This window comes from Anaerotignum sp. MB30-C6 (assembly GCF_030908465.1).
In the GTDB taxonomy this organism is placed as follows: domain Bacteria; phylum Bacillota; class Clostridia; order Lachnospirales; family Anaerotignaceae; genus Chakrabartyella.
Genome location: NZ_CP133078.1, coordinates 1,601,833 through 1,627,661, shown reverse-complemented (window position 1 = coordinate 1,627,661; position 25,829 = coordinate 1,601,833). Strand labels below are relative to the sequence as shown.

The 25,829-nt window shown below is 37.8% G+C and carries 20 protein-coding genes; 10 read left to right on the top strand and 10 right to left on the bottom strand.

Annotated elements, in window-relative coordinates; genetic code table 11:
* Positions 1-47: 47 nt before the first annotated feature.
* The 6 genes from uvrC to RBQ60_RS08210 form a co-directional block, all read right to left on the bottom strand.
* A complete protein-coding gene (gene uvrC, locus RBQ60_RS08235) occupies positions 48-1,910 on the bottom strand; it encodes an excinuclease ABC subunit UvrC (protein ID WP_307883231.1) in 1,863 nt (620 codons plus the stop codon).
* Positions 1,911-2,146: 236 nt separating this feature from the next.
* Positions 2,147-3,775 (bottom strand): putative polysaccharide biosynthesis protein, encoded by a 1,629-nt coding sequence (locus RBQ60_RS08230; RefSeq protein WP_307883230.1) that lies wholly within the window; start codon positions 3,773-3,775, stop codon positions 2,147-2,149.
* A 30-nt stretch (positions 3,776-3,805) separates the two neighbouring features.
* The gene (gene typA, locus RBQ60_RS08225; protein ID WP_307883229.1) at positions 3,806-5,635 is read right to left on the bottom strand and encodes a translational GTPase TypA; all 1,830 of its coding nucleotides are present in this window, start codon (positions 5,633-5,635) and stop codon (positions 3,806-3,808) included.
* Positions 5,636-5,962: 327 nt separating this feature from the next.
* On the bottom strand, positions 5,963-6,292 hold the full coding sequence (locus RBQ60_RS08220; RefSeq protein ID WP_307883228.1) for a hypothetical protein: 330 nt from the start codon (positions 6,290-6,292) through the stop codon (positions 5,963-5,965).
* Positions 6,293-6,517: 225 nt separating this feature from the next.
* Positions 6,518-9,505 (bottom strand): EAL domain-containing protein, encoded by a 2,988-nt coding sequence (locus RBQ60_RS08215; protein WP_307883227.1) that lies wholly within the window; start codon positions 9,503-9,505, stop codon positions 6,518-6,520.
* Between the two features lie 447 nt (positions 9,506-9,952).
* Positions 9,953-11,155, bottom strand: coding sequence for a flagellin N-terminal helical domain-containing protein (locus tag RBQ60_RS08210; RefSeq protein ID WP_307883226.1), 1,203 nt, complete (start codon positions 11,153-11,155; stop codon positions 9,953-9,955).
* A gap of 596 nt (positions 11,156-11,751) precedes the next feature.
* On the opposite strand from RBQ60_RS08210, the gene RBQ60_RS08205 reads away from it, so the two are divergent.
* The 5 genes from RBQ60_RS08205 to RBQ60_RS08185 all read left to right on the top strand — a co-directional run bounded on the left by RBQ60_RS08205 (position 11,752) and on the right by RBQ60_RS08185 (position 16,073).
* On the top strand, positions 11,752-12,297 hold the full coding sequence (locus RBQ60_RS08205) for a biotin transporter BioY (protein ID WP_334307455.1): 546 nt from the start codon (positions 11,752-11,754) through the stop codon (positions 12,295-12,297).
* A gap of 4 nt (positions 12,298-12,301) precedes the next feature.
* Entirely contained in the window at positions 12,302-13,270 is a 969-nt protein-coding gene (gene bioB, locus RBQ60_RS08200; RefSeq protein WP_307883224.1) for a biotin synthase BioB, read from the top strand.
* The gene (gene bioD, locus RBQ60_RS08195; protein ID WP_307883223.1) at positions 13,263-13,943 is read left to right on the top strand and encodes a dethiobiotin synthase; all 681 of its coding nucleotides are present in this window, start codon (positions 13,263-13,265) and stop codon (positions 13,941-13,943) included. The genes bioB and bioD overlap by 8 nt, the downstream gene beginning before the upstream one ends.
* Positions 13,940-15,295 carry an adenosylmethionine--8-amino-7-oxononanoate transaminase gene (bioA, locus tag RBQ60_RS08190; protein WP_307883222.1) on the top strand — a complete coding sequence of 452 codons (1,356 nt, stop codon included), beginning with the start codon at positions 13,940-13,942 and terminating at the stop codon, positions 15,293-15,295. Before bioD ends, bioA begins: the two co-directional genes overlap by 4 nt.
* Positions 15,296-15,659: 364 nt before the next feature.
* On the top strand, positions 15,660-16,073 hold the full coding sequence (locus RBQ60_RS08185; protein WP_307883221.1) for a rhodanese-like domain-containing protein: 414 nt from the start codon (positions 15,660-15,662) through the stop codon (positions 16,071-16,073).
* A 540-nt stretch (positions 16,074-16,613) separates the two neighbouring features.
* Here the strand turns inward: RBQ60_RS08185 and RBQ60_RS08180 are convergent.
* From RBQ60_RS08180 to RBQ60_RS08165, 4 genes are all read right to left on the bottom strand, one after another.
* Entirely contained in the window at positions 16,614-16,934 is a 321-nt protein-coding gene (locus tag RBQ60_RS08180; protein ID WP_307883220.1) for a rhodanese-like domain-containing protein, read from the bottom strand.
* A 232-nt stretch (positions 16,935-17,166) separates the two neighbouring features.
* Entirely contained in the window at positions 17,167-17,703 is a 537-nt protein-coding gene (locus RBQ60_RS08175) for a glutathione peroxidase (RefSeq protein WP_307883219.1), read from the bottom strand.
* A 54-nt stretch (positions 17,704-17,757) separates the two neighbouring features.
* Positions 17,758-18,294, bottom strand: coding sequence for a flavin reductase family protein (locus tag RBQ60_RS08170; RefSeq protein WP_307883218.1), 537 nt, complete (start codon positions 18,292-18,294; stop codon positions 17,758-17,760).
* A 325-nt stretch (positions 18,295-18,619) separates the two neighbouring features.
* A complete protein-coding gene (locus tag RBQ60_RS08165) occupies positions 18,620-19,252 on the bottom strand; it encodes an HD-GYP domain-containing protein (RefSeq protein WP_307883217.1) in 633 nt (210 codons plus the stop codon).
* A 548-nt stretch (positions 19,253-19,800) separates the two neighbouring features.
* Here RBQ60_RS08165 and RBQ60_RS08160 point away from each other — a divergent pair.
* The 5 genes from RBQ60_RS08160 (at position 19,801) to RBQ60_RS08140 (ending at position 25,807) form a co-directional block, all read left to right on the top strand.
* Positions 19,801-20,166: a metal-dependent transcriptional regulator gene (locus tag RBQ60_RS08160; RefSeq protein WP_307883216.1), complete on the top strand. Its 366-nt coding sequence runs from the start codon at positions 19,801-19,803 to the stop codon at positions 20,164-20,166.
* A gap of 974 nt (positions 20,167-21,140) precedes the next feature.
* Entirely contained in the window at positions 21,141-22,910 is a 1,770-nt protein-coding gene (locus tag RBQ60_RS08155) for a S8 family peptidase (RefSeq protein WP_307883215.1), read from the top strand.
* Positions 22,895-24,625 carry a S8 family peptidase gene (locus tag RBQ60_RS08150; protein WP_307883214.1) on the top strand — a complete coding sequence of 577 codons (1,731 nt, stop codon included), beginning with the start codon at positions 22,895-22,897 and terminating at the stop codon, positions 24,623-24,625. The genes RBQ60_RS08155 and RBQ60_RS08150 overlap by 16 nt, the downstream gene beginning before the upstream one ends.
* A gap of 187 nt (positions 24,626-24,812) precedes the next feature.
* Positions 24,813-24,947 (top strand): hypothetical protein, encoded by a 135-nt coding sequence (locus RBQ60_RS08145; RefSeq protein ID WP_307883213.1) that lies wholly within the window; start codon positions 24,813-24,815, stop codon positions 24,945-24,947.
* Between the two features lie 470 nt (positions 24,948-25,417).
* Positions 25,418-25,807 carry a Fur family transcriptional regulator gene (locus tag RBQ60_RS08140; RefSeq protein ID WP_307883212.1) on the top strand — a complete coding sequence of 130 codons (390 nt, stop codon included), beginning with the start codon at positions 25,418-25,420 and terminating at the stop codon, positions 25,805-25,807.
* Positions 25,808-25,829: the final 22 nt, after the last annotated feature.

The window sequence follows — 25,829 nt, the reverse complement described above, 5'->3', positions numbered from 1 at the left end:
TCCTAACATGCCGAGCTTGTTCTTACTGTTATCATAACTGATAACGGTTAATTTTGCAATTCATCCTGATGGAAAAAGGCGTAAACCTGTTCAGCCGAAGGTATATTCATTTCCGTTACTTCCAGAAGGTCTGCTACCTCTGCTTTTGCAATATCTTCAACTGAGCCAAAATGGCGCATTAAAGCCTTTCTACGAACGGTACCAACGCCTTTAATATCATCTAAAATGGAGCGCAGACCTTTTTCTTGGCGTAGTTTTCGATGATAAGTAATGGCAAAACGGTGTACTTCATCTTGAATTCGTGTCAATAATTTAAAGCCCTCAGATGAGAAAGGTATTTTTATTTCTTCCCCGCCGAACAATAGTCCACGGGTGCGATGTTTATCGTCCTTTATCATACCGCATACAGGGATATTCATTCCGAAAGACATCAAAACCTCTTCGGCAGCACTCACTTGAATTTTTCCACCGTCCATAAAAATCAAATCAGGCAGACGGGTAAAACTGCTTGTTTTTCCCTCAGCTTTTTCCTTTAAGGCATGATTCAGTCTACGGGTAATAACCTCTTTCATAGAAGCGTAGTCGTTGGCACCAACCACAGTTTTAATTCGGAATTTCCGATAATCGCTGTTTTTAGACTTGCCATCCTCGAACACAACCATAGAACCTACGGATTCAAAACCTTGGGTGTTAGAAATATCATAAGCTTCTACCCTTCGTACAGACTGCATAAGGCCTAGCGCTTGGCGCAGTTCCTCCATGGCACCCTTTGTACGTTGTTCTTCCCTACGCATTTTTTCGCCAAATTGTTCGAAAATTAGCATGGCGTTTTTATGGGCAAGCTCTACCAATTTTTCTTTTTCCCCTTTGATGGGAACGGTGAAAAGTACCTTTGTCCCCTTTTTTTCACTGAGGTACTCTATCAAAAGTTCCTTTTCCCTTATCACCAAGTCCTCTTGTAGAATTATTTCCTTGGGAATATAGGCAGTACCTGTATAAAACTGCTGCACAAAGGCTGTCAATATCTCACTGCGGCTTTGCTCCTCTGGAGCAGACATGGTGAAGTTTTCTCTCCCAGTCATTTTTCCCTCACGGATAAAGAACACCTGCACCAAACATTCGTGAAATGCCCGAACCATGGCTATAACATCGGCGTCGCCCACAGATATATTCGCCATTTTTTGTTTTTGGGCAATGCTTTGTACCGCTCGAAGCTTGTCCCTTAGCCCAGCAGCTTTTTCGAACTCCATATTTTCTGCGGCTTCAGCCATTTCGGCTTCCATTTTCTTTCGAATCCCCTCATGCTTTCCTTCTAGAAAATCCATGGCATCTTTGATATATTCTTTGTATTCTTCCGAAGAGATTGCACCACTACATGGAGCAAGACACTGTCCTATATGATGGTTTAAACAAGGCCTTTCCTTGCCGATTTCTTTGGGCAGATTTTTTTTGCATTTACGGATGGGAAAAAGTTTATGAAGGGTTTCCACTGTTTCCTTTACTGCCAAGGCATCTGTATAGGGGCCGTAATATTTGGCTTTATCTTTGTCCATTCGTCGTGTAACAAAAATGCGGGGAAAATCCTCTTGGATGGTAACTTTGATATAAGGATAAGATTTATCATCTTTCAGCATGATATTGTAAAAAGGTTCATACTGCTTAATCAAATTACACTCCAAAATGAGAGCTTCCAGTTCCGAATCGGTAACAATATATTCAAATTCCACAATTTGAGGAACCATTGCACGGGTTTTTGCTGTTTGATTTTTACTGCTTTGAAAGTATTGACGAACTCTATTTCTTAAATTGATTGCTTTCCCCACATAAATAATTTGCCCCTTGTCGTCTTTCATGAGGTAAACGCCAGGTTTTTGGGGCAATTTCTTTAATTCTTCGGCAATGTCAAACATATTCTCACCTTCTTTTTTTGCATTGTTATATTTTGTGTGGACAGTTGTTTATAATTAACCGTTTATGTAAAGTTAAATGCTAAAAAGAGAAGCCTATAAAGGGGATTCATCATAAAAGCAACATTTTCATGACACACGGGTCATTTATCTCACGTAGGTATGGGTTATAAATTTCTATACGCAAGACTTGTTAAGTCCATAATATTCCCAATATAAGAGCTTCTCTTTTCCTAATTTTATATCATACGAAATCTTCGTAAAATTCCAACAATTTTAGTACCCATTGGCAGACTGTTTAAATCTTCTTCTGTAATACCACCAATCAATAACATTACCATACCATATATTGCCATGGCGAACAAGATAGAAAGTAGCGTTGCCACAGTATTGCTGGGATAAATCATATGAATAACATGGTATACTGCCAAAGCAGCTACCCCCATGGCTGTGGCCCCAACCATAGGCTTAAACAATGTACCCATCATATCAAATTTGGTTTTCGTGAGTCTTGATAGCATAACTACGTCAAAAACTGCCGCCACCAAGTAACATGCCGTTGTTGATAAAACGGCTCCCAAAACATTTAATTCAGGAATACCGATTAAAACATAGTTTAAAATTACTTTTGTAATTGCACCTAAAATCGCCCCAACTACAGGAACTTTAATATGCCCGATTCCTTGCAAAATGCCCGTTGCCGTTTGACATAACGCCAAAAACAAAATGGATACTGCACCCACTGTCAGCAAAGCACCACCATCAGAAGCCGATGGGAAAAGCATACGGATAATAGGGCCGCCCAAAACACCAATGCCCACCGCCGCCGGAACGGAAATAATCATAGAGATACGGAAAGTTAAGTTGGTCTTTCTGCGTACCTGCTTATAGTCATTTAGCTTTGCAGAGGCAGCAATACTTGGCAGTGCCGCTGTGGCCAAAGCTGTAGAGATAGAAACAGGCAAAGTTGTTAGAGTAACATACTTTCCGGAAAGTTGTCCGTACAAGTCTACCGCTTTCAAATGAGAAAAACCCGTGTTCTCTAAAATCCTTGTAACCATGTTCATATCAATTAAGTTTGTAATACTAAAAACCGCCGTACCGGCAATAATGGGCCATGCCGTTTTCAAAAGTTGTTTTGCTGTATCCCTGCGGCCTTCTTCGAACGGTTGGTGACATTTTCTTACTTTGTGAACGATGGTTGGTCTAATCAGGAAATAACTAAATATAACAACCAAAAGTCCAGCCAACGCACCAATACCCGTTCCCGCAGTGCCTCCTGCGGCACCCATAGGAATATTTTTCTCCCCCGCACTTACCCCAAAGCTCAGAAATACATAGGCAAGATATACGCTAAAAAAAGCATTAAAAACTTGCTCAACAATTTGGGAGATGGCCGTAGGAACCATGGTATTCATACCTTGGAAGTACCCCCGAAAGGCGGACATTACGGAAACAATAAATATTGTGGGTGAAAGCGTTAGAATGCAATAATAGCTTTCGGGGACATTTCCCCAATTGGCAATCTGTTGGGCAAAAACGCCCATTAAAATTGCGAATACTAAGCCTAGAGAGCCTGAAATAATCAAGGCTCCCTGAAAAACTCTATGGGCATTTCTAAATTGCTTCACTGCAATTCTTTCAGATACCATTTTGGAAATGGCGGCTGGTAAGCCAGCAGAAGAAAGAATTAATAAAAAAGTATAGATATAGTAGCCTGCACTGTAAATACCGTTTCCTTGATCCCCAATCATATTGGTTAAAGGAACACGGTACACAAAGCCTAAAAAGCGTACAAGGATACCAGCCGTCGCTAAAATGGCGGCCTGTTTGACAAAGGAACCTTTTCTTTTTGTTCTTTCTGCCATATCGCACCTCATGCTTCACTGTTCTAATCATTAGTTGCTACGTGCTCTTTGCTTTCTGCGTAAATTATTGTCTAAGATCTTTTTACGCATACGCAAAGTAAGGGGGGTTACTTCTAACAACTCATCCTCACTAATAAATTCCATGCACTGTTCTAGGGACATTTGGATATGTGGTGTAAGACGTAATGAATCGTCAGAACCAGAGGAACGGGTATTTGAAAGCTGTTTCTTTTTACAAACGTTGATATCCATGTCGTCAATACGAGCATTTCTACCAACAATCATTCCTTCATAAACTTTCACGCCTGCACCAATAAACAAATTGCCTCTTTCCTGAGCGTTATATAAACCGTAGGTAATTGCCTCACCACTCTCAAAAGCAACCAAAGAGCCTTGAGAACGAGTGGGAATTTCTCCTTTATAGGGCTGATATTCATCGAAAATCGAATTAAGAATACCATTTCCCTTTGTATCTGTCAAAAATTCGTTACGATATCCAATTAAGCCCCTTGCAGGAATGCTAAACTCCAAACGAGTGTAACCACCCTTTGCTGGATACATATTTGTCATTTCACCTTTTCTGGAACCGAGCTTTTCAATAACGTTACCAACGAATTCTTCGGGTACGTCAATGGTTACCATTTCCATAGGCTCGCATTTTTTTCCGTCAATTTCTTTGAAGAGAACCTCAGGTTTAGAAACTTGGAATTCATAACCTTCACGACGCAGTGTTTCAATCAAAATAGAAAGATGCAATTCCCCTCTACCGGAAACACGCATACAATCCATAGATTCTGTATCTTCAATACGAAGACTTACGTCTGTGTTTAATTCTTTATATAATCTGTCTCTTAGCTGACGGGACGTAACAAATTTACCATCCTGTCCAGCAAAAGGACTGTCGTTTACAGAGAAGTTCATAGACAGCGTAGGCTCGGAAATTTTTACAAAAGGCAAAGCCTCAGGCTTTTCGGGAGAACAGATGGTGTCACCAATCATAATATTTTCGATACCACTTACAGCAACAATATTGCCTGCGCTTGCTTCTTTTACTTCTACCCTTTGAAGCCCTTCAAAAAGGTAAAGCTTTGTAATACGCAATTTCTTTTGATTATTTTCGTTGTGCATATTTAAAACGACAACTTCATCATTGGTATGAATGGTGCCGTTTTCAATTTTGCCAATCCCAATTCGTCCAACGTATTCACTAAAGTCGATGGTAGAAATCAATGCCTGCAAGGGAGCATCTAAGATTCCTTTAGGGCAAGGGATATGGTTGATGATGGCTTCGAATAAAGGCATCATATCCCCTTCTCTTGCAGAAGAGTCAGTGGAAGCATAGCCACTTCTTGCAGAAGCAAAAACAAAAGGAGAATCCAACTGTTGGTCATTTGCATCCAGTTCCATAAAAAGTTCCAATACTTCGTCTACCACTTCGTCAGGACGGGCCTCAGGACGGTCTACTTTGTTTACGCAAACAACAACGGGGTGGTTTAACTCCAATGCTTTGCGTAAAACAAATTTTGTCTGGGGCATAGGGCCTTCAAAGGCATCAACAACTAAAACAACACCATCTACCATTTTCAATACACGCTCCACCTCTCCGCCAAAATCCGCATGGCCGGGGGTATCAATGATATTAATTTTCGTGTCGTTAAAGTTTACAGCTGTGTTTTTAGAAAGAATGGTTATCCCTCTTTCACGTTCAATGTCACCGCTATCCATTACACGTTCCTGTACTACTTGGTTAGAGCGGAAAATACCGCTCTGACGCAATAACTGGTCTACCAGCGTTGTTTTACCATGGTCAACGTGGGCGATGATTGCCACGTTCCTGATATTTTCAATCTTTTGTTTCATAAACAAACTCCAATCATTACTTTATTTAAGCATCGTTATATTTTAGCACAGCCTCGTCCCCTATGCAATTATTCTTTGTCAAAAAAATACTTTTGTCAAAAAATATTTCTGGAAAAAAATCAAGGAAGAAAAGGTTCTATGCATTGTGTTTTATTGTAATAAAATGTACCCCACTAAGAGTTATACCTAGTGGGGTCAACTATATACTTCATTTTGATCGTAAAAGAGGCTCAAAGTATTGCGTTGATAATCATATTCACTTTTTTAGTAGGTTTTTATAAAAAAATCTATTTAGACTTCATAAACATGGTGAATTGAATCATCATCCTAGGTTAAATAAATTAAGGTTGGTGCATCAATAGCCATGGATAAACCTAGAATTGAAATTGAAAACAATCCTAAAAAGATAGCCCTCAACTCAATAAACTTCCTACTAAACAAAAATGTAAGGATTCTTATGAAGTTAACTACATTTAAGATAATAATTATTAAGAGTAAAAACATCTCAAGATAGACGAGTGTACTCTCAACATACTGTTCCTTGGAAATCGTTAATTCATACCTGTGTGCCATGCTGCTAACCAGTAAAGCGATTGCTACACCCACTAAGATTTTGCCAAAAATTGAAGCAACCTGTTTATTTCTTTTGCCACGCATGTACTTACCTCCATATATGTGTAAGTAATTTTATTTCATTTAGAATGATACAAATTATTAGCCTGAATTTTGCAAATGTGGTTTTGTCTGTGCAATTTGTTAAAAGCCATGTTGATTGCTGTTTTAAAACAAAGGTTAGAAAAACAGCAATTATAAGCACAATTTTTGAACGAAAGGAGTGGAATTTAACCCTCTCCATTGTATTTTAATACAGAATATATTCGTTTAAATGCTTTGGAGATAATGGATTTTCACTTTCTTACCATCCCATTCGCCAACTTTAGCCTTTAAATGCACCTTTGTTTTTCCATCTTTTAAATACGCATCCTCTTCATAAAAGTTCAGTGCATGATTATTCACTTGGAAGCAGAAGTCACAATTCTTACAGCTGTCCCAGAAAAGCTGATAACACCTAGCCCCGATACAACTATTTCTAGGTTTTTTAATGATTTTGCATGCGGTATCATTTATGTATATGATTTCACTGGTAATTGCATCACAAACAAACATAGCATCGGAAACATCGTCCAAAAGCTTAAGAGCCTGTTCCTCCAGTTTCTGGTTTACTGGTGCTTTCATACCATCTTCATAAATGACATAGCTCTCATTTTGTTCTTTTTTCGCATTCAAAAGGGCAATATCTGCATGGTTGTATAAATCTTCAAAATTTGTACCATGATCCGGTGAAAAACAAACACCAACGGAGCAAGTTAGCGTAAGGTTTAAGTTGGCATTATCGTAAGCTATGGTATGACATACCTTATCTAGTTTCCGTTCTAGCTCTTGTTTTTCAATTTCGAAGGGGATAAATACAGCGAATAAATCACTATTCATCCTGCTGATGATCGTAGTCTCATTAAAAATACTTACTAGCATCTCTCCTACTGCGCACAGAACTTTATCCCCCACCCCATAGCCTAAAGCCACGTTGATTGACTTGAAATGATCAATATCAATTAGGATAAATACGCCTGCAGAGCCTTGTTGGCTATAAAAATCTTGTATCTGCATTTTCAGTTCGGAACGATTGAGAAGACCTGACAAGAAGTCAACTTCTGCCCGTTTTTTCATTTCAACTATGGCATCGTTGATATTTACTTCTTTTTGGAATTGAACAACCTTCATGCGACATAGTGTGTTTTCCACGGTATTATTCAATGTTTCAATGGCATATGGCTTTAGGATGCAGTCCAAAACGCCAAGGGAAACCGCACTTCCCATTAGCTCTATGGAAGAATGAATGGTAATTACAGGGATGTCATATTGCTTACATAGAGTAACAACATTCGTAATTTGATCCATTGAAATATTTGGGGTCACAGCAAAAATCAGAATCGCAATCTTCGATTTCTCTTTATGAATAAAAGCTTGCGTTTCTTCCGTTGTGCTCATATTTTTTACGTTGTACTTATTTGCGAAAACCTTTTCGAAGGCTTCATATTCTTGAGAATCCCAATCAAAAATCACCATGTTTTTTTTATTTGAGCTCAAACGAGGTCTATCATTGGGTAACTGGCTAATGGTAACAGGTTTATTATTATCAGCGTTGTTTGAGTTCACCCTAAATATCAGTTCCTCAAAGGAATCTAAAGGTAATGGCTTAGAAAAATAATACCCTTGAACCCTTTGACATCCTAAAACCTTTAGTAAATTTACCTGTTCTTCTGTTTCAACGCCTTCGGCCACCACCATTAAGTTCATCCACTTTGCCAGGCTAATGACAAAGCTCATAATACTACGTTTATTTCTTGAGCTATCTTGATTTTGAACAAAACGCATATCCAACTTAATGACATCAATGGGCAGCTCAGATAACATATTAAGAGAGGAATACCCACTGCCAAAATCGTCCATCTCTATCAAAAACCCAAGTTTTTTTAGTCTGCTCACCACTTCTACCATTTGCTCCGAATTTTCTGTGTAGGCAGTTTCCGTTATTTCTAAATAAATATGGCTTGGATTTAATTTGTACTTACCAAGTAAATCCAACAGAATCTTATCAATGTTGGGATTATAGATATCAGCCCGTGACATATTAATAGAAACAGGAACTGGAGCATTCCCCCGATCTATCCAAGAGCGAATCCATTTACATGCTTCCTCCCAAACATAAAGATCCAGTTCAGTGATAAAGCCGTTATTCTCAAAAATTTCAATAAACTCATTAGGAGGAATCATTCCTTTTTCAGGATGAAACCACCTTACCAAGGCTTCTGCACTGCAAATTGCTTCTGTCATCAAATCAAACTTAGGCTGATAAAAAACCACAAACTCCTTATTTGTCAAAGCCGATTTCATGTTAGATAATATGAACTGTTCATGCAGAAGCTTTTGACGAATGGTATCATCATAAAAGGCACAGTAAGTTCCGTATTTTCCTTTAATAGACTCCACTGCCAAGCACGCACGGTCACACATGATATTGGCAGGTAAGGTTCTGTCTTCGATTGCATAGATACCGTATTTGATGACACAGTTTAAACTGGCATTAAGCTTGTTAATATACTCTATGCTTTCTAAGAAGAATTCTTCTTCGTATTCTTCTTGATGGTCAATGATAATTGCAAATACATCTCCGCCAATTCGTCCGCAGATTCCTAAATCCTGCACTTTGTCTTGGAGCATATTAGCGACATACCGAAGGAGAGCGTCTCCTTCTTTGGTTCCATAGAGTTCATTAACAAGTTTAAATCTTTCGATATCAGCACAAATAATATCGTACTTCTTGTCGGGATTGTTATGTAAAATTTCTTCAACCAAACGATAAAAATATTCCTTGGAATATAAACCTGTTAGAGCATCTTTTTGGACTGAACTTATCAGGCATGCCGTTTCTCTTAAATAGATGGTATTTGCTACTCGATGTTTTATGACATCGGGAAGGTAGGGCTTTTGAATAAAATCATGGGCGCCAAGGGACAAAGCATTTACCTCAATATCGATTTCCTCATTTCCAGAAGTAACAATAACAGGAATATTACTTAAAAAAGCATCACTGCGAAGTTCAGCCAACAATTCATACCCATTCATTACGGGCATAACGATATCTAACAGAATTACAGAAATGCTTTTATAGTGGTGGTTTAAAATTTCCAGAGCTTCTTTGCCGTTTTCTGCCTCTATTATGTTGTATTGGCTACATAAAATTTTGGACAGCACTTGCCGATTTTTTTTGTTATCGTCAACAATAAGGATATTTTTAGTTAGAGGCATTTTTGCAGCGTCCTCCTTCGTGAATTTTGAAGAGTTTTTAATGTTATTATTATTTAAAAAATGATAAGTATGGTTATTCAAGCATTTTTGAATCTCTTATGTTTTACTAAAAAAAAATTTCATTTTATTTCCAGTGGAAATTGTTATTAGATTCTATCATTATAAAAGACAAAAGTCAACACGTTACCACTTTACCATAGCATGGGTAGGTGCGATCAAAATATATATTAAATAATTAAAAATATTCATAATTAACCCCTTTTGGCTTACTAAAATTAGCAAATCCCTTAACATTGATTCAGATTCTCGTTAATAAAGAAAGGGTAAAGTATACCCATAGGTTCCTTTTGAATCCTAGGTACACAATTAAGAATTTCCTTATTAAAAAACCCATACCAAAGGTATGGGCTTTTTTTATTACTAAAAAGTAAAATGGTTTTAAGGAAATTACTGCAATAACTGCAGAACGCCCTGAGGCAACTGGTTAGCCTGTGCAAGCATAGCCTGAGAAGCCTGTGTAAGGATGTTATTCTTTGTGAAGTTCATCATTTCTTTTGCCATGTCAACGTCACGGATACGGCTTTCAGCAGCTGTCATATTTTCGGCTGTAACACCCAAGTTGTTGATTGTGTGTTCCAAACGGTTCTGTGCTGCACCAAGGTCACCACGGGTAGAAGATACTTGATTGATTGCAGCTTTAATTTTTGCAACAGCATCCTGAGCACCTGTCTGGTTAGAAATATCAACTGCACCAATTCCCAAAGAGTTGGAATCCATAGCACCAACCTTAACAGTCAACTGGTTAAAGTTATCTGCTGTATCACCAATCTGTAATGTTAAACCTGCCTTTGTTGGGTCAGGAGTTACTGCTTTTGCGGTAGTGTCTAAAGTGCTAGTAGCCTCAATTGAAAGGGAACCTGTGAAAGATGCCTCAAAAGAAGATAATGCAGAAACTTTAGCCTTGTCCGCATCAGCTACAGTACCACCTGCAAGTTTAGTCGCAACTGCATCCTTAACAGCCTGATTGATTTGACTTGCACTATAAGAAGCGGCTGTCTGTGCACCTAAAGAAATTGCTAAAGTAGAACCATCATCTGCAATAGCAACAGTAATTCCTTCAGCATTAGCAGCAGCAGCAGCAATCTGAACGGTACCTGCAAAATCTTTGCCAGCAGAAGCTTCGATAGCAGTCGCACCGAAGTTTAAAGAGACGGTAGAACCATTGTTCAAAGAGCCATCCAACAAGTTAATTCCGTTGAAGTTTGTACCTTCGGAAATACGATCAATTTCAGAAGTCAAGGAAGATACTTCTTTCTGAAGGTTTGCACGGTCAGTGTCGTTGTCATATGTACCGTTGGCAGACTGGGTTGCCAATTCGGACATACGGTTTAACATGGAGTGAACCTCTGTCAAAGCACCTTCCGCTGTCTGAACCAAGGAAATACCATCGTTAGCATTTTTGGAAGCTGTTTCTAAGCCCTTAATCTGCGCTCTCATTTTTTCGGAAATAGCCAAACCAGCAGCATCGTCACCAGCTCTGTTGATTCTGAAACCGGAAGACAATTTTTCAAGGTTCTTGCCTACTGCAGTGTTGTTTGCACCCAACTGTCTGTGGGAGTTTAAAGCTGCGATATTGTTTTGAATTCTCATAATAAAAAACCTCCTTGTTTTTATAAGGAATGCATCCTTACATTCCTATGTTAGAATATACAAGCAAATCCGTGCACTGATTTTGCTTGCTAAATTGGTAACTATATCATTACCAAATTGTATCAACAAATTTTTCCTTTTTTGCTGTACAACTATTACATCGGATAATTTTCAAACTACTTAAGGGTTTTTTGAAAAATTTTCTTATTTTTTTATAATTCTTTTAAAAAAAGTGTGTTATGAGAGTTTTTATCACGATAAAGACTGAAAATCACTTTAAGTATTTCTTTTAACTTATATAGAGCTGTGTGTTTTTTTACTTCTACACATTTTTACTTCTACACCTTAATGATAACTAAAAATAGACTTTCATGAATGAATTGATTAGGCCTGGCTTTACTTCTATCTATTAGAAAACACAACACTGGAAACACATGTGGCTTTATAGCAAGTGGATTGTAAACCAAATACAGACATCTGTATAGACAATGCTGACTTTTCTTGCTAATCTATCCCTTGTGGTATCAATAAAAGGTAGAAAAAGTAAACTTATCTGGATATACAAAAGTTTATTTAAATGTAGAGGAGTAAGAATGATGACATTAAGAATGAAGGACTTAACACTGGTTAGCTTATTTACCGCTTTAATTGCAATCGGGGCATTTATCCGTATTCCCATACCCGTTCTGCCTTTTACATTGCAATTTCTATTTACCACTTTGGCTGGATTGCTTTTAGGTGGGAAATTAGGTGCCATGAGTGTAGGTCTATATATTGTTTTAGGTTTAATGGGGTTGCCTATTTTCACCCAAGGTGGCGGAATTGGCTATATTTTCACCCCTACCTTTGGCTACATCATCGGTTTTTGTGTTGGTGCTTATGCAACAGGAATCATTGCCAATAAAGTTCTCAATCCATCCTATAAGAGACTATATGCTGCAAATTTTGTAGGTCTAGGCATTGTTTATTTATTCGGTATGGTTTACTATTATGGAATTTCGAACTTTTATTTAGACTCACCCATTGGGTTATGGCCTTTATTTCTTTACTGCTTTATTTTGGCTGTCCCTGGGGATATTGTGTTATGCGTTATTGCTGCGATGATTGCAAAAAGAACACTTCCAGTAATCAGAAAGGGGTAAGGATATGGATTTTATTACAGAAATAAAGGGAAAAGTTTTAAAGAAGTTGCCGATTACCCAAGAAGATGCATTTCATCTTTTTTCACAACCACTAGATGAACTATGCCGAGCTGCAAATGAAATTAGAATACACTTCTGTCAAGACACTTTTGATATTTGCACCATCATCAATGCCAAAAGTGGACACTGTTCAGAAAATTGCAAATACTGTGCCCAGTCTATGCATTATGACACCAGTTGTGAGGAGTATCCCCTCCTTTCCTCCGAAGAAATTGTAAATCATGCAAAGTATAATTGTGAGCAAGGTGTTTTACGTTATTCTCTGGTTACTTCTGGCCGAACCCTGGGGGATGATGAGGTTGAAAAGGTTTGTGCCACAGTGGCGGAGATCAAAGAGAAAGTTCCAATTCAAGTTTGTGGTTCTTTTGGGCTTTTGAAAAAGGAGCAGTACCAACGCTTATATGAATCAGGCCTTACCAGAATTCATAATAATTTAGAGACTTCAAAAAGTAATTTCCCCAATATGTGCACCACCCATAGTTTTGAAGATAAAGTTTCCGCCATTGGCCTTGCCAAAGAAGCAGGAATGTACATATGCAGCGGTGGTATTTTTGGCATTGGAGAAAGTATACAGGATAGAATTGACTTGGCCTTTTCATTGAAGGAACTGGGGATAAAAAGTATTCCAATTAACTTGCTTAACCCTGTAAAAGGCACTCCCTACGAGGGATTGAAACCTCTTGGGGAGGAGGAAATAAGACGTATTGTTGCAGTATATCGTTTTATTTTACCTGATGCATATATTCGCCTTGCCGGTGGTCGTGGTCTTCTATTGGATAAAGGCCGCTCCTGTTTTTTAAGCGGGGCAAACGCTGCCATATCAGGGGATATGCTTACAACAGCAGGGATTTCCATTGAGACGGACTTAAAAATGATTGCAGAGTTGGGATTTGAGGTGAAGTCTCATGAGTAAAGGGTTATTTGTAACGGCAACGGGAACGGACGTAGGTAAGACCTATGTTTCTGCGTTACTTATTAAAAAAATGCGGAAATACGGATTGCATTGTGGGTATTACAAAGCTGCCTTAAGTGGTGCCCACAGTGTAGCGGAAAGTGACGCAGGCTATGTGAATCAGTATGCCCAAATAGGACAAAGGGAGGACACCCTTCTTTCCTATTTATATAAAACCCCTGTTTCCCCACATTTGGCGGCACAGATAGAAGGAAACCCAGTTAATTTGCAAAAAGTTCAGGCGGATTATGAAAGGGTTTGTTCCCAGTTTGACTATGTCGTTACCGAGGGCAGTGGTGGTATCGTCTGCCCCATTCGTTGGGATGATGAAAAGATTTTGCTAGAGGATATCATAAAAACCATTGCCACCCCCACCCTTATTGTTGCAAATGCAGGCCTTGGAACCATCAATGCAACGGTTTTAACGGTGGAATATTTGAAGCAAAGGGACATTGGGATTTCTGGAATTATTCTTAACCATTATACCAATAGCGAGATGGAACAGGATAATATGAAGATGATTGAAGCAATAACGGGTGTACCCGTCATTGCTTGTGTGAAAAAAGGCGATGAAACCATAGATATTTCATTGGAAAACTTGCAAAGGCTTTTTAGAAAGGGGGAATTTAATTGAGCTTAGAAGAAAGAGATTTAAAGTATGTTTGGCATCCATGCTCCCAAATGAAAGATTATGAAGACATGCCCCCTATTCCCATTGAACGAGGAAAAGGCGTCTATCTATATGATATTTATGGGAAAGAATATATTGATATTGTAAGCTCTTGGTGGTGTAATCTTTTGGGCCACTGTAACCCAGTAATTACAGAAAGTATCAAAAATCAGCTAGATAAACTGGAGCATGTGATTTTCGCCAACTTTACCCACGAAGGTGCTGTTACCCTTTGTGAAGAACTGGTTCAAGTATTACCCAAGGGACTTACGAAATTTAATTTTTCCGATAACGGTTCTGCCGCTGTGGAATGTGCCTTGAAAATGGCCTTTCAATACCATTATCAAACGGGAAAGCCTGAAAAAATAAGATTTATGTACCTATCTGATGGGTATCATGGTGAAACCATGGGGGCCTTATCCGTAGGAGCCATGGATTTATACGCAAAGATTTATAAACCAATGCTGATGGATACCATTCAAATAGAAGCACCCGATTGCTACCGCTGTCCGCACGGAAAAAATCGAAAGACTTGCCAGTGCCAGTGCTTTATAAAAGCAGAAAAAATGTTTGAAGAATATGCAAAAGAAACAGCTGGGATAATTGTAGAACCCCTTTTGCAAGGCAGTGCTGGAATGAGAATTTATCCCCCTCTTTATCTGAAAAAGCTACGCAGTTTGTGTGATGAATATGATGTATTACTCATTGCCGACGAGATAGCAACGGGTTTTGGTAGAACAGGTAAAATGTTTGCTTGCGACCATGCCGAAATTACACCGGACTTGATGTGCCTATCCAAAGGACTAACTGGTGGTTATATGCCTATGTCTCTTACCGTCACCACAGAAAAAATATATCATGCCTTTTATGCTGATTATAATGAGGGGAAAGCCTTTATGCACAGCCATACTTATAGCGGAAATCCATTGGGCTGCTCTGCCGCTTTGGGCGTTTTAAAAGTATTAAAAGAAGAAAATATTTTGCAAATAGCACAAAAAAATGCTGATTACTTGAGTAAAAGAATGAATGAAGAATTTGGAAACCACAAGAATGTGGGAGAAATTCGTTCCATTGGTTTAATTCATGCAATGGAATTGGTTGAGGATAAAGGAAGTAAAAAGCCATTTGACAGTGGTTTAAGAGTTGGTTATCAGGTATACAAGGAAGCCCTCAAAGATGGTTTAATTCTTCGTCCCTTAGGAAATGTGCTTTATTTTAACCCACCACTCACCATTACGCCCCAAGAGTTGGATAAAGCCATAGGGATTGCAAAAAAAGCAATGGACACATGCCTGACTCTTATAGAAAAGAATTAATTACTTGCTAAATGCGCCTCAAGACGGCTTTTTTCATATCGGAATGCCTTTAGCTAAATAGAATTTATTTCAATAATAGAGCCAGTTTGAAATAGTAAGGTGGTTCCGTCTCCCAACTTTTTTCAACTGGTTTTTTATTTGCACAGCGCTAATATTTTCTTTCCCCTTCAAGGTTTTATATATAAATGTTGATGTATCAATCTTTTTTGATATAATATAAGGCAAGTCATTTATTGGATACAAGCTACATTATTTCTCACCGATTTTCAGTTACCATAAATTACTTTTTCATATATAACGAAATCACTTAGGTTCTCTAGCCTGAGTGAAGATAGAATATTCTATTTTAGAAAGGATGGTTCATATGAAAACGAAAAGTATAAAAAAAATATTACTTGCCCTACTCCTTACCCTTTCTTTATTCAGCGGATGCGGCACAGATAGAGATTCGGGTAATACAGGATACCAGACCATATCCGCCAGTCAAGCTTATGATATGATACAGGCAGAGGAAAATTTGATTATATTAGATGTAAGAACTCAAGAAGAATTTGATGAGGGTCATATTCCCAATGCCATCTTACTTCCCAATAATGAAATTGGGGAAAAGGCAGACTCTATTCTTACAGATAAGGATGCTACCATACTTGTATACTGTCGTAGTGGCCGAAGAAGTGCCTTGGCAGCTATAGAATTAGCGGCGCTAGGTTACACCGATGTATATGATTTTGGCGGAATGACTGACTGGGAGTATGACGTGGTTGTGGAAGAAAAATAAGCATATGGAATAAATCCATCCTTTCGGTTTATCTTGAGGGTGGATTTTTTTACCGTAACCAAGGATTACATGGTTTTTCAACAATGCTTTCAATCACGTATTAATAAAATTTAAGCCTTATAACCATCTCTTTGTGGAAGATTATGACATTAAAGTCTGTATTACGTAAATTCTCTGCAACGTCTACACCGATAGCTGTAATACCCTTTGAGTTAAGGTTTTTCATAAACTGGTTAAGACGGTCAAACTCAGCTACGTTGCCAACGGTAAATAGTTTTATTTTTTCAATCCTTCAAACATTGCCACAATGAAGGATGCACCAGAGGATAAAAACAGCTTATTTTATATACGCTCAATGGTTACTACTTCGCTGTTTACCCGAACATGGATATTGTACTGTTTTAAGAAAAGCTCTGGGTTCGCCAGAGCCAGGGCTTCCTTAGTCATTTTGCTTAGGTGTCAAGGAAGGAAGCAGTTTACTGCCGCCGATGCGCGACACCATCAAGAATATCCGTTATAATCCACCTACTTCGTTTTCCGTTAGTTTCTTTGGGTGCCAGAATATGCCCATACACCACCGGCAACATTGATTACGTCAAAGCCTTGATTTCCAAGGATTCTACAAGCAGTGCTGCTTCTTGCTCCAGTGTGACATAAAAGATAGTATGTCTTATCCTTGAGTAAGTACTGATCTGGAGAAGATAATAAATTCCCCATAGGAATGTTTTTGGCAGTTTTAATACTGCCACTTGTAAATTCAAAAGGTTCTCTAATATCAAGCAATTCTATATTGCCAATTAATTCGTCTATATCATTTACGTGAATAGATTTTCCACTATTTCTTTTAAATAGGCCAAGCATCTAATCTCCTCTTTTCTTTGATTTTTTATATCATAGCTGTTTTGCAGAAAATTTTCTGTGATAAAATTACATAAGACAACCTGCATAGAAAAAAATACTTTACACGGCATTTTCATATAAAGTAAAGCATTAAAAAAGGTACCGTCGGAAGAATTCCGTAACAGTACCTATAGTGTTTGTATTTTTTTATTTTATAACCTGAGAAATTGAAATCCCAGACAAGGCTTTTCAATCACTTTGCAAGTTCTCTTTCAATATCTTTTGCAATGTTTTCGGGCTTGCTGGTAGGGGAATACCGCTTCACCACCCTACCTTCTTTGTTGATCAGAAATTTTGTAAAATTCCATTTGATCTCTGGTGTCAATACTTTTTGTCCCAGAGACTTAAGCTTGTCTACAAAATTTTTTTCTTCCTCATTCTCATCTTCGTGAGATGCTTCCTTTTTCAGGTACTGAAATAGAGGGTCAGCATCTTTACCATTTACAGCAATTTTTGCGAAGCGAGGGAATGTAGTTTTATAGTTAAGGCTGCAAAATTGTGATATTTCAGCATCACTTTCAGGGGCTTGTCCAAGAAATTGATTACAAGGGAAGTCTAAAATTTCAAAGTCCTGAGAGCGATACTTGTTATATAAGCTTTGTAGCCCTTCATATTGAGGGGTAAGTCCACATTGGGTGGCTGTATTTACAATGAGTAACACTTTACCCATGTACTTGTCTAAAGAGACAAGTTGTTGATTGGAATCTTTCACTTTAAAATCATAAATCATACTAATTCCTCCTAGCATATGAAAATTAATGAATGTTTTTGCCTGCATTTCATCTTACTCAATGATATAAGCACTTACGATTTCGCCATAAAAAGCTGTATGATAATCTTTATTGCTCCCATGAAAAACGCTCGCTACACTTTGAGGATAAAAATCCTTTTTGATTTCCTGGGGAATTTGCTGTTCATTCTGTTTTTGATTATAAATAACCCTGCACTCCAAAGTTAAGGGGAGTTCTTTTATTCCAGGGACAGAGATGCTTTGGGGGGGTTCTGGGGTTAAGCCTAGTTCTTTTATCTTATCCACTTCTCTTCCTGATTTTGTTCCGCAGACCTCAAGGATTCTTTTATCTAAAGAACCAATGGGAATATTAATTGTAAACTCTTGATTGGTTTCCAACTGTTTTTTTGAAAATCTGCTTTCCCTAACATAAGCAATAAAAATAGGTTTTTCCCATTGTACTCCCAAAGAGCCCCATGAAATAGTCATGGAATTTAGCTTTTCATCCACCTTGGTCGTTAGTAAAGCACCAGATTTCATACCATTTAAAACTTCGCTGGCATAATCAAAAACTTTAATTTCTTTTTTCAATAAAAAGCCTCCTTTATGTGAAACTGATTTCAAATTCCTAATCGTTACAGGAAAATCGCCTTAAAATGATAGGAGGAAAGCCCATTACCATATATCTATACTTCCTTTTGACCATAAAAACGGTCTTTACGTCTGGGCTCGCTGTAGCCCTTAGAATATTGTTTCCCCAAAATGAATGCTCATCCTTTATTTTGAAGGAAGTTTTGCTTGAATTGACATTCCATCTGTCAAATTCAACGCTAGTTCAATGCCTTAATTTCACCCTGAATTTTTCATAAAGGGGATGAGGAGAAACTGAAAAAATATTGGGTTAGAAATCCTTCAATTAAATTAAGTTTTTGATTTTATGGTTGGATGCATAAAGGTCTAAAACAATGTCCCAATGCCTAAGTACCATTTGACCAATTTCTACATCATACATAGTCCCCAGATTTTTCTCTATTTCGTTATAGCAGAATTCGTAGGTATGGGCTTTTCGATAACTTCTATTGGACAACATCGCATCAATGGAATCACAAACAGCAATAATCCTTGATCCAAATGGAATTTCTGTTCCCTGTAAGCCTTTTGGATACCCTCTGCCATCTACCCGCTCATGGTGATATAAAACCATATCTTTCAGCTCATTTAAATGATGGGATTTGCTTAAAATTTGTGCACCGATTTGTGGATGTTTTTTCATATAGGCCCACTCATCTACAGTTAGCTTACCTTCTTTATTTAATACTCTATCCGGCACACCTACTTTCCCGATGTCATGAAGATGAGCAGCAATATGTATCTTTTCTGTGTCATTATGGCTTAAATCCAAGATCCTGCATACCTCCAAGGATAAGTCACTTACCCGCTGAGAGTGTCCAGCAGTATAAGGATCTTTCGCATCCAATGCACTTACAATGCATTCAATAATTTCATGGTAATCGATTCCGTTTCTATAAAAAGAAGATTTTTTATTCATATTTAAACCGCCCATTCTATGTTAAAAGTGTATAGAAGTAATGAACATACTAAAAACTACTTAAATTGTTACAAGGAACTTCATATTATTTTATGTAAATAAGTTCATGTTGTGTTGATTTCAGCGCAAAGGGCACCCTTTGATAATGCTTCAGCTCAGCCAATATTTCCGTAAACCCTCCCCCACAAACATAAATTTAGATGATTATACTTTGAATGTGTAGAAAGGAGTCGGAAGCTTATTATGTTTGAAATACCGCCTAGGGTTAAATAAAATTGTCTAAGTTTATTGCTAATTAAGCATAGTAGTATTCAAAAAGTATTGGTATGATTTTGTTTCGTTTTATGTCTTTGCATTCTGTCTCATCCTCTTTTTCTTTTTCAGTTTTGTTTATACAAAAGATGGATGAACATAGTGATAAAGTTAGTTTATACTAACTGATATCGGTTGTCAAATAATATCTTAGAAATTTTGAAATTTGCTTAACAATGATTTTTTTGATATACTAAAGAAAAAGCATTATTGTTAAAAATAAAGGTAGGTATGTTATGACGATAAATGAATCTGCTGAAAACTATTTAGAAACGATATTGATACTAAGCAAGTTAAAGCCTGTGGTTCGCTCCGTTGATGTTGCTGAGGAGTTAGGTTTTAAAAAATCTAGCGTCAGTGTGGCTATGAAAAACTTGAGAGAAAAGGAACATATTTATGTGACAAAGGAAGGTTTTATTTACCTAACTGAGTCGGGCAAAAAAATAGCAGAGATGATTTATGAGCGCCACGAATTACTTTCATCTTATCTGGTTCGCCTTGGGGTGGACAAAAAAATCGCCTCTGAAGATGCCTGTCGTATTGAGCATGTGATTAGTAAAGAGAGTTTCGAGGCAATAAAAAATCATGTTAAAAATGAATGAGTATAAAGTATAAAAAGACTTGCTTTCTAAAAAAAAGCAAGTTTTTTTTGTACAAAGCTACTGTTGTTTTTGTTCATATCATTGCTTTTAATAAGGAAGCTAAACAGACTTATTTTAGTATACGAATCCCATTCTACTTTGTTCTTTTAACTTAAGTTACAAATAATCTACTACCCTTCCCTCGTTAAAACAAAATTCTTTGGATTTTGGAGGGAACCTTTCTGTTTTAAGGGCATGATTAAGGCTCCAAACACCTCCTCCCCCTATTCTTTATAAATCTTTTCATGGACTAATTGTGGAATAGTCACCCTTTCCCTAAGTTTTTCATAGTTATAAACCTATCAGTTTTAGTAAATCTGTTTGTTATTTTAAAATCTTAACTGGCATAGTTTTTCAAAAAAAGAACAAGACATTTTGATTATTTCATTACACTACTAAGAAGATTAGGTATCTGCTGGCGTAGTCCTTGAATGGCTCCCCCTGTAAAGTAGGGCGTATTGTATTATAGAAGACTACCTTTGAATGCAATATCCCTATTGTATCGTTTTTTACGTCATCCTTTGTTAAGGTAAACTTTTGAGAATTAAAAAAAGGACTTCTCTCAAGGGCTGTTTTCACTTCCAGCTAGGCATTTTCAATAGTTTTTGTCAATATAATGTATGAATACTAGGGGGAGCGTGAAGATAATGGCTTATAATTCTTGTAGAATTAATGAAGCACAAAAATCAGTGCTAAAGTACAAACCAAATCATAAACATAAACATCTGCTACTTGAAACATACAGTTCATTGCTAATAAATCAAAAAAATATTATCGTATACATTACTTTGAATAACGATGAAGGTTTTTGGTTTTATATAAATGAATACAGTGGTACACGAATAAATGGTTGCGAAAAACAAGACGAACATTGGGTCCATCGTGTCATAGAGTTATCGGATATTCGCTGTTTTTTTTAATGGGAGGTGGGGGTTATGCCAAAAAGATACAAAAATTCTCCCTATTCAAAAATGCATGACCTATTTACAGCAGAAACATCAGAGCAATTTAATTTTGATGATTTTATAGATCCCTCTGTAAATGAAATTGAGGTTATAGCGAAATTTAATGGAGATATAAAGAGCGTTGTGGAAGAATTAGGTGGCGAGGCGGAAATAATCTACGAAAATTACGCAATTGTCACGATTGATAAAACAAAAATTGGAAGATTAAATTCCTATTCCCAGATTGAGCATTTGGAGTTACCTAAAAATCTATATTTTGAAGGGCCTAATAACCTAAGTTCATCCTGTATAACTTCTGTTCAAAGGCCGAATGGATACAACTTATCCGGCAGAGGCGTCTTCGTGGCCATTATAGATTCGGGTATTGATTATATGCACCCTGATTTTCGTAACCCTGATGGAACGAGTAGAGTGCAATTTATTTGGGACCAAACCCAGACAGGTACGCCCCCTGTTGGATTTTTTAGTGGTGCTGAATACAATAATCAGCAAATCAACAGTGCCATTCAAAGTGAAGATCCATACTTAATTGTTCCAAGTATTGACACCAATGGGCATGGCACGGCAGTAGCTGGTATTGCTGCTGGAAATGGAAGGTCAAGTGGTGGATTAAACATTGGTGTAGCACCCCAGGCAGATATTATTGCAGTTAAGGTTGGTTATAAAGGTTATGAGTCTTTTGCCAGATCAACGGAGCTAATGAGAGCCCTCAAATACGTAATAGACAAAGGGAAGCGCTTTAACAAACCGATTTGCGTCAACATGAGTTTTGGTATGAACAATGGCTCCCACGAAGGGGATTCTTTATTTGAGACTTTTATCGCAGAAATTTCTGCGGAATGGAAAACTTCTATTATAATCCCCACAGGCAATGAAGGGGCAGCTGGACATCACTACTCGGGGGCGGTGGAAACCAACCAAGTAAAAGAGATTGATTTTTTTATTGCCCCAGGCATCGATAGTATGTATTTATCCCTTTGGAAGAACTTTGTGGATAGCTTTTCCGTGGAGATTATATTTCCTGACGGTACTTCTTCTGGTATCGTTGGAATTGAGAGCCAGACAAAGACGGTGAGAAGGCCTAACTTTGTATTGCATATTTTTTACGGGCAGCCATCCCATTATTCTGCAGCACAAGAAATTTTCTTTGTTTTTAATTCTTCTGGTGAACCACTACGTGCTGGAATTTGTAAGTTAAGGGTTCATGCCCAAACAATTGTGAATGGTCACTTTGAGGTATGGCTTCCTACCCTAGAGGAGGTTACAGATGACACCTTCTTTTCTAATCCTTCTATATATAATACCCTAACGATTCCCTCCACTGCATTAAAGGTGATACGTGTTGCCGGCTATAACGACCGTGTGGGAAATATCGCTGTTTTTTCAGGGAAAGGTAGTGTCACGCAAGAGAGCCTTATCCCTGACATTGCCGCTCCTGCAGTAGATATATTATCAACGAAAACAGGGGGCGGGTATGATACCTTCACAGGCACAAGTGTTGCCGCCCCCTTTGTTACAGGTTCAGCGGCATTAATGATGGAATGGGGTATTGTCAATAACAATGATCCCTTTCTATATGGCGAGCGACTTAAGGCTTTCTTACGCATAGGTGCAACAAGAAGAAAGGACATTATGTATCCCAATGCTTCTTTTGGCTACGGTAATCTTTGTTTAGAGAGTACAATGAATTACTTAAATGACTATAAATTAGGAGGCGATTACTTTTGGCTTCAAATATAGATGAGAATGATTTGCCGTTAGAGGAATTTATAAAGCTGCCGACCACCGTAGACTTTAATGTCATTAATACCGAACGCTTCAAGCACTTTGTTAAAGATAAACCATATTTGAAATTGGGTACAATATTTGCAAACGAGTTGATTGTTGTGTATACCAACCAAGAAAATATACCAACATTGTTCGAAGAATTAGGAAATGACTTTAATGAATTTTTCCCCAAAATAATGTCACCTCTTGACAGCAAAAGCAATGAAGACAGCGGCATAACCCAAATTTTAAATCAGCCCTATCTAAATCTTTCTGGAAGAGGCGTCATAATTGGATTTGTTGATACTGGCATCGATTACACCAAAGAGGCATTTAAGTTTGAAGATGGTACAACGAAAATACTCAATCTTTGGGATCAAACCATTGAAGGCAACAGGCCTGATAACCTTTACTTTGGCTCTGTTTATACACAAAGTGACATTAATGAGGCCTTACAGACAGAAGACCCCCACTCTATTATTCCTTCTGTTGACAGAGAGGGTCACGGTACCTTTATGGCTTCTGTTGCCGCAAGCAATGAGAAAGGTGAATATATAGGCGCCGCACCTAAGGCATATATCATGGCAGTTAAACTTCGCCGGGCTCGTGAATATTATATTAATAAATTTTTGTTACCCAGATATGACCCAAACCTTTACCAGTCTACAGACTATCTTTTAGGAATCAAGCATATTCTGGATCAAGCTGAAGAGTTAAATTTGCCGGTAGTTATCTGCATAACAATGGGTTCCAACTTTGGCGGACACGATGGAAACTCCTTATTCGAGGATTATATTTCATATTTATCCCAAAGAGCGGGTTTTGTTTTTGTTGCCGCAGCAGGCAATGAAAGTAATAAACGACACCATACCCAAGGAAAGATTCCAAGGACTGGCAGCACGGAAACCTTTAGTGTTAATGTGGGGAAACAAGATACCTCCTTTAGCCTTTCAATTTATGGGCCAGCTTTTGATAAACTATCTGTCAGCATTACCTCTCCAACGGGAGAAGTGATTGCTAGGATCCCTTTTCGAGTAGGATTAAAATATACCCAAAAGTTAATATTCGAAAATACTACCATAACCATTGAATATTATAAGGGTGTGAATAATACAATTTTCATTGGATTTGAAAGTGCGACCCAAGGCATTTGGGAAATAACTCTTTTTGGTGATGACATTGTAAGCGGAGAGTATTTTGTTTGGCTGCCAATTACAGGGCAAGTGGATGAATCCGTAGAGTTATTAAGACCTGTTCCTGAACATACCATTGTCTACCCTGCAACAGCCCTAAGGTGCATAACCTGCGGTGCATACAACAGTGATGAGGAAAGTCTTTATGTGGCTTCTTCCTGGGGGCCAACAAGACTGCCAAGAATAGCTCCAGATTTGGTGGCACCGGGGGTAAATGTAAGAGGCATCTACCCTACTGGGTATGGTTCTGATACAGGAACCTGTGTAGCTGCCGCCATTACCGCTGGAGCTGCAGCCCTTTTGTTGGAATGGGGCATCATCCGAGGGAATATACCTTCAATGGATGGGGATTTGGTACGAACTTTTTTGATTAGCGGTTGTACCCGTGAAGAAAATATGCTGTACCCCAATACAAAGTGGGGGTATGGAAAACTTAACTTATATGGTAGTTTTTCTGTCATTAAGGAGTCAATTATCAACTATTATTTAGAGTAAGGTTCTTGCAAAAGGAGAAACTGGGCTACTTAAAATAAATACTTACCTCTCAAATATTGGAAGGCCTGCAGGAGGGCGCAACGGTAATCGTAATAGCCCCCTACGAAAATAAGGTGATTGCGGAAACAAAAGCCAACGCTTCGGGTGAAATTCCCCTTTGCCTCTATAACGTGAAGGCTACCTGATTATGATGAGGTTAGCAGCAGCAATGAGCAACTTTATTTACTATACTACTTTACTGCACGAGGTTGCTTTACCACCGAATGATGAACTTCCTGTTTGGTATAAAATTTTTGATATTGCCATTAAGGAACTTTCGTAATTGTTTCTTGCAACTTAAAAGTGGATAAAGGAAAAACAAACTAGAAAATAAAAAGACGTGAGGATTTCCCTACGTCTTTTTATATTTTTCACTACCCTTCTCTATTACCCCCACTTGAGGAACACAAAAGTATTTAAGGATTGGGCTACGCCTTCCACGAATTCAAATGGCTTACGTTTTAAATTTATGAGACAGGGACAATTTTCATTTGGTACACTCGAATGAAAACCAGATTTCAGCCTCTACTTATTGGGACTGCCTTTTTAAACGGCATCCACCCTTTCCCCAACAGGATAGTAATCTTCTTTAGAAGAAAAAACAAAGAAACATCCTATCAAAATATAAGAATTAAGGATATTTTTTTGCATACTTGCGGTTATAATTTGCAAATGATTCGCAAATTTATTGACTTTCTAAATTTAAAGTGATAATATAATTTTCAAATAATTCCCAAACAAACGGTGATTTTAATGGCAAACTATCAAACAACACAACGGAAAATATTATTTGAATTCTTACAATCAAATCCTGATGTTCCATTTTCGGCAAAGGAGATTTTTGAAAAATTATCTGATGCTACCATTAGCTTAAGTGCAATTTATCGGAATCTGGCCTCTTTGGAATTGTATGGCGAAATTAGCCGCTTAATAAAAGAAGGAAGTCGAGAAGGTTTTTATCAGTATATTAACTCTGACCTTTGTCGTAACAGTATTCACTTGATTTGCACAAATTGTAATAAGACATTTCACTTGGAACCTGATGAAATGAAGCGTATGATTCAGAGGATTCAAAAAAGCCAAGGGTTTGTGGTAGATAACTCAAAGACAATACTCTACGGTACTTGCAAGTACTGTAAGTAACTTTTCGTGAAAGGAGAAAGAA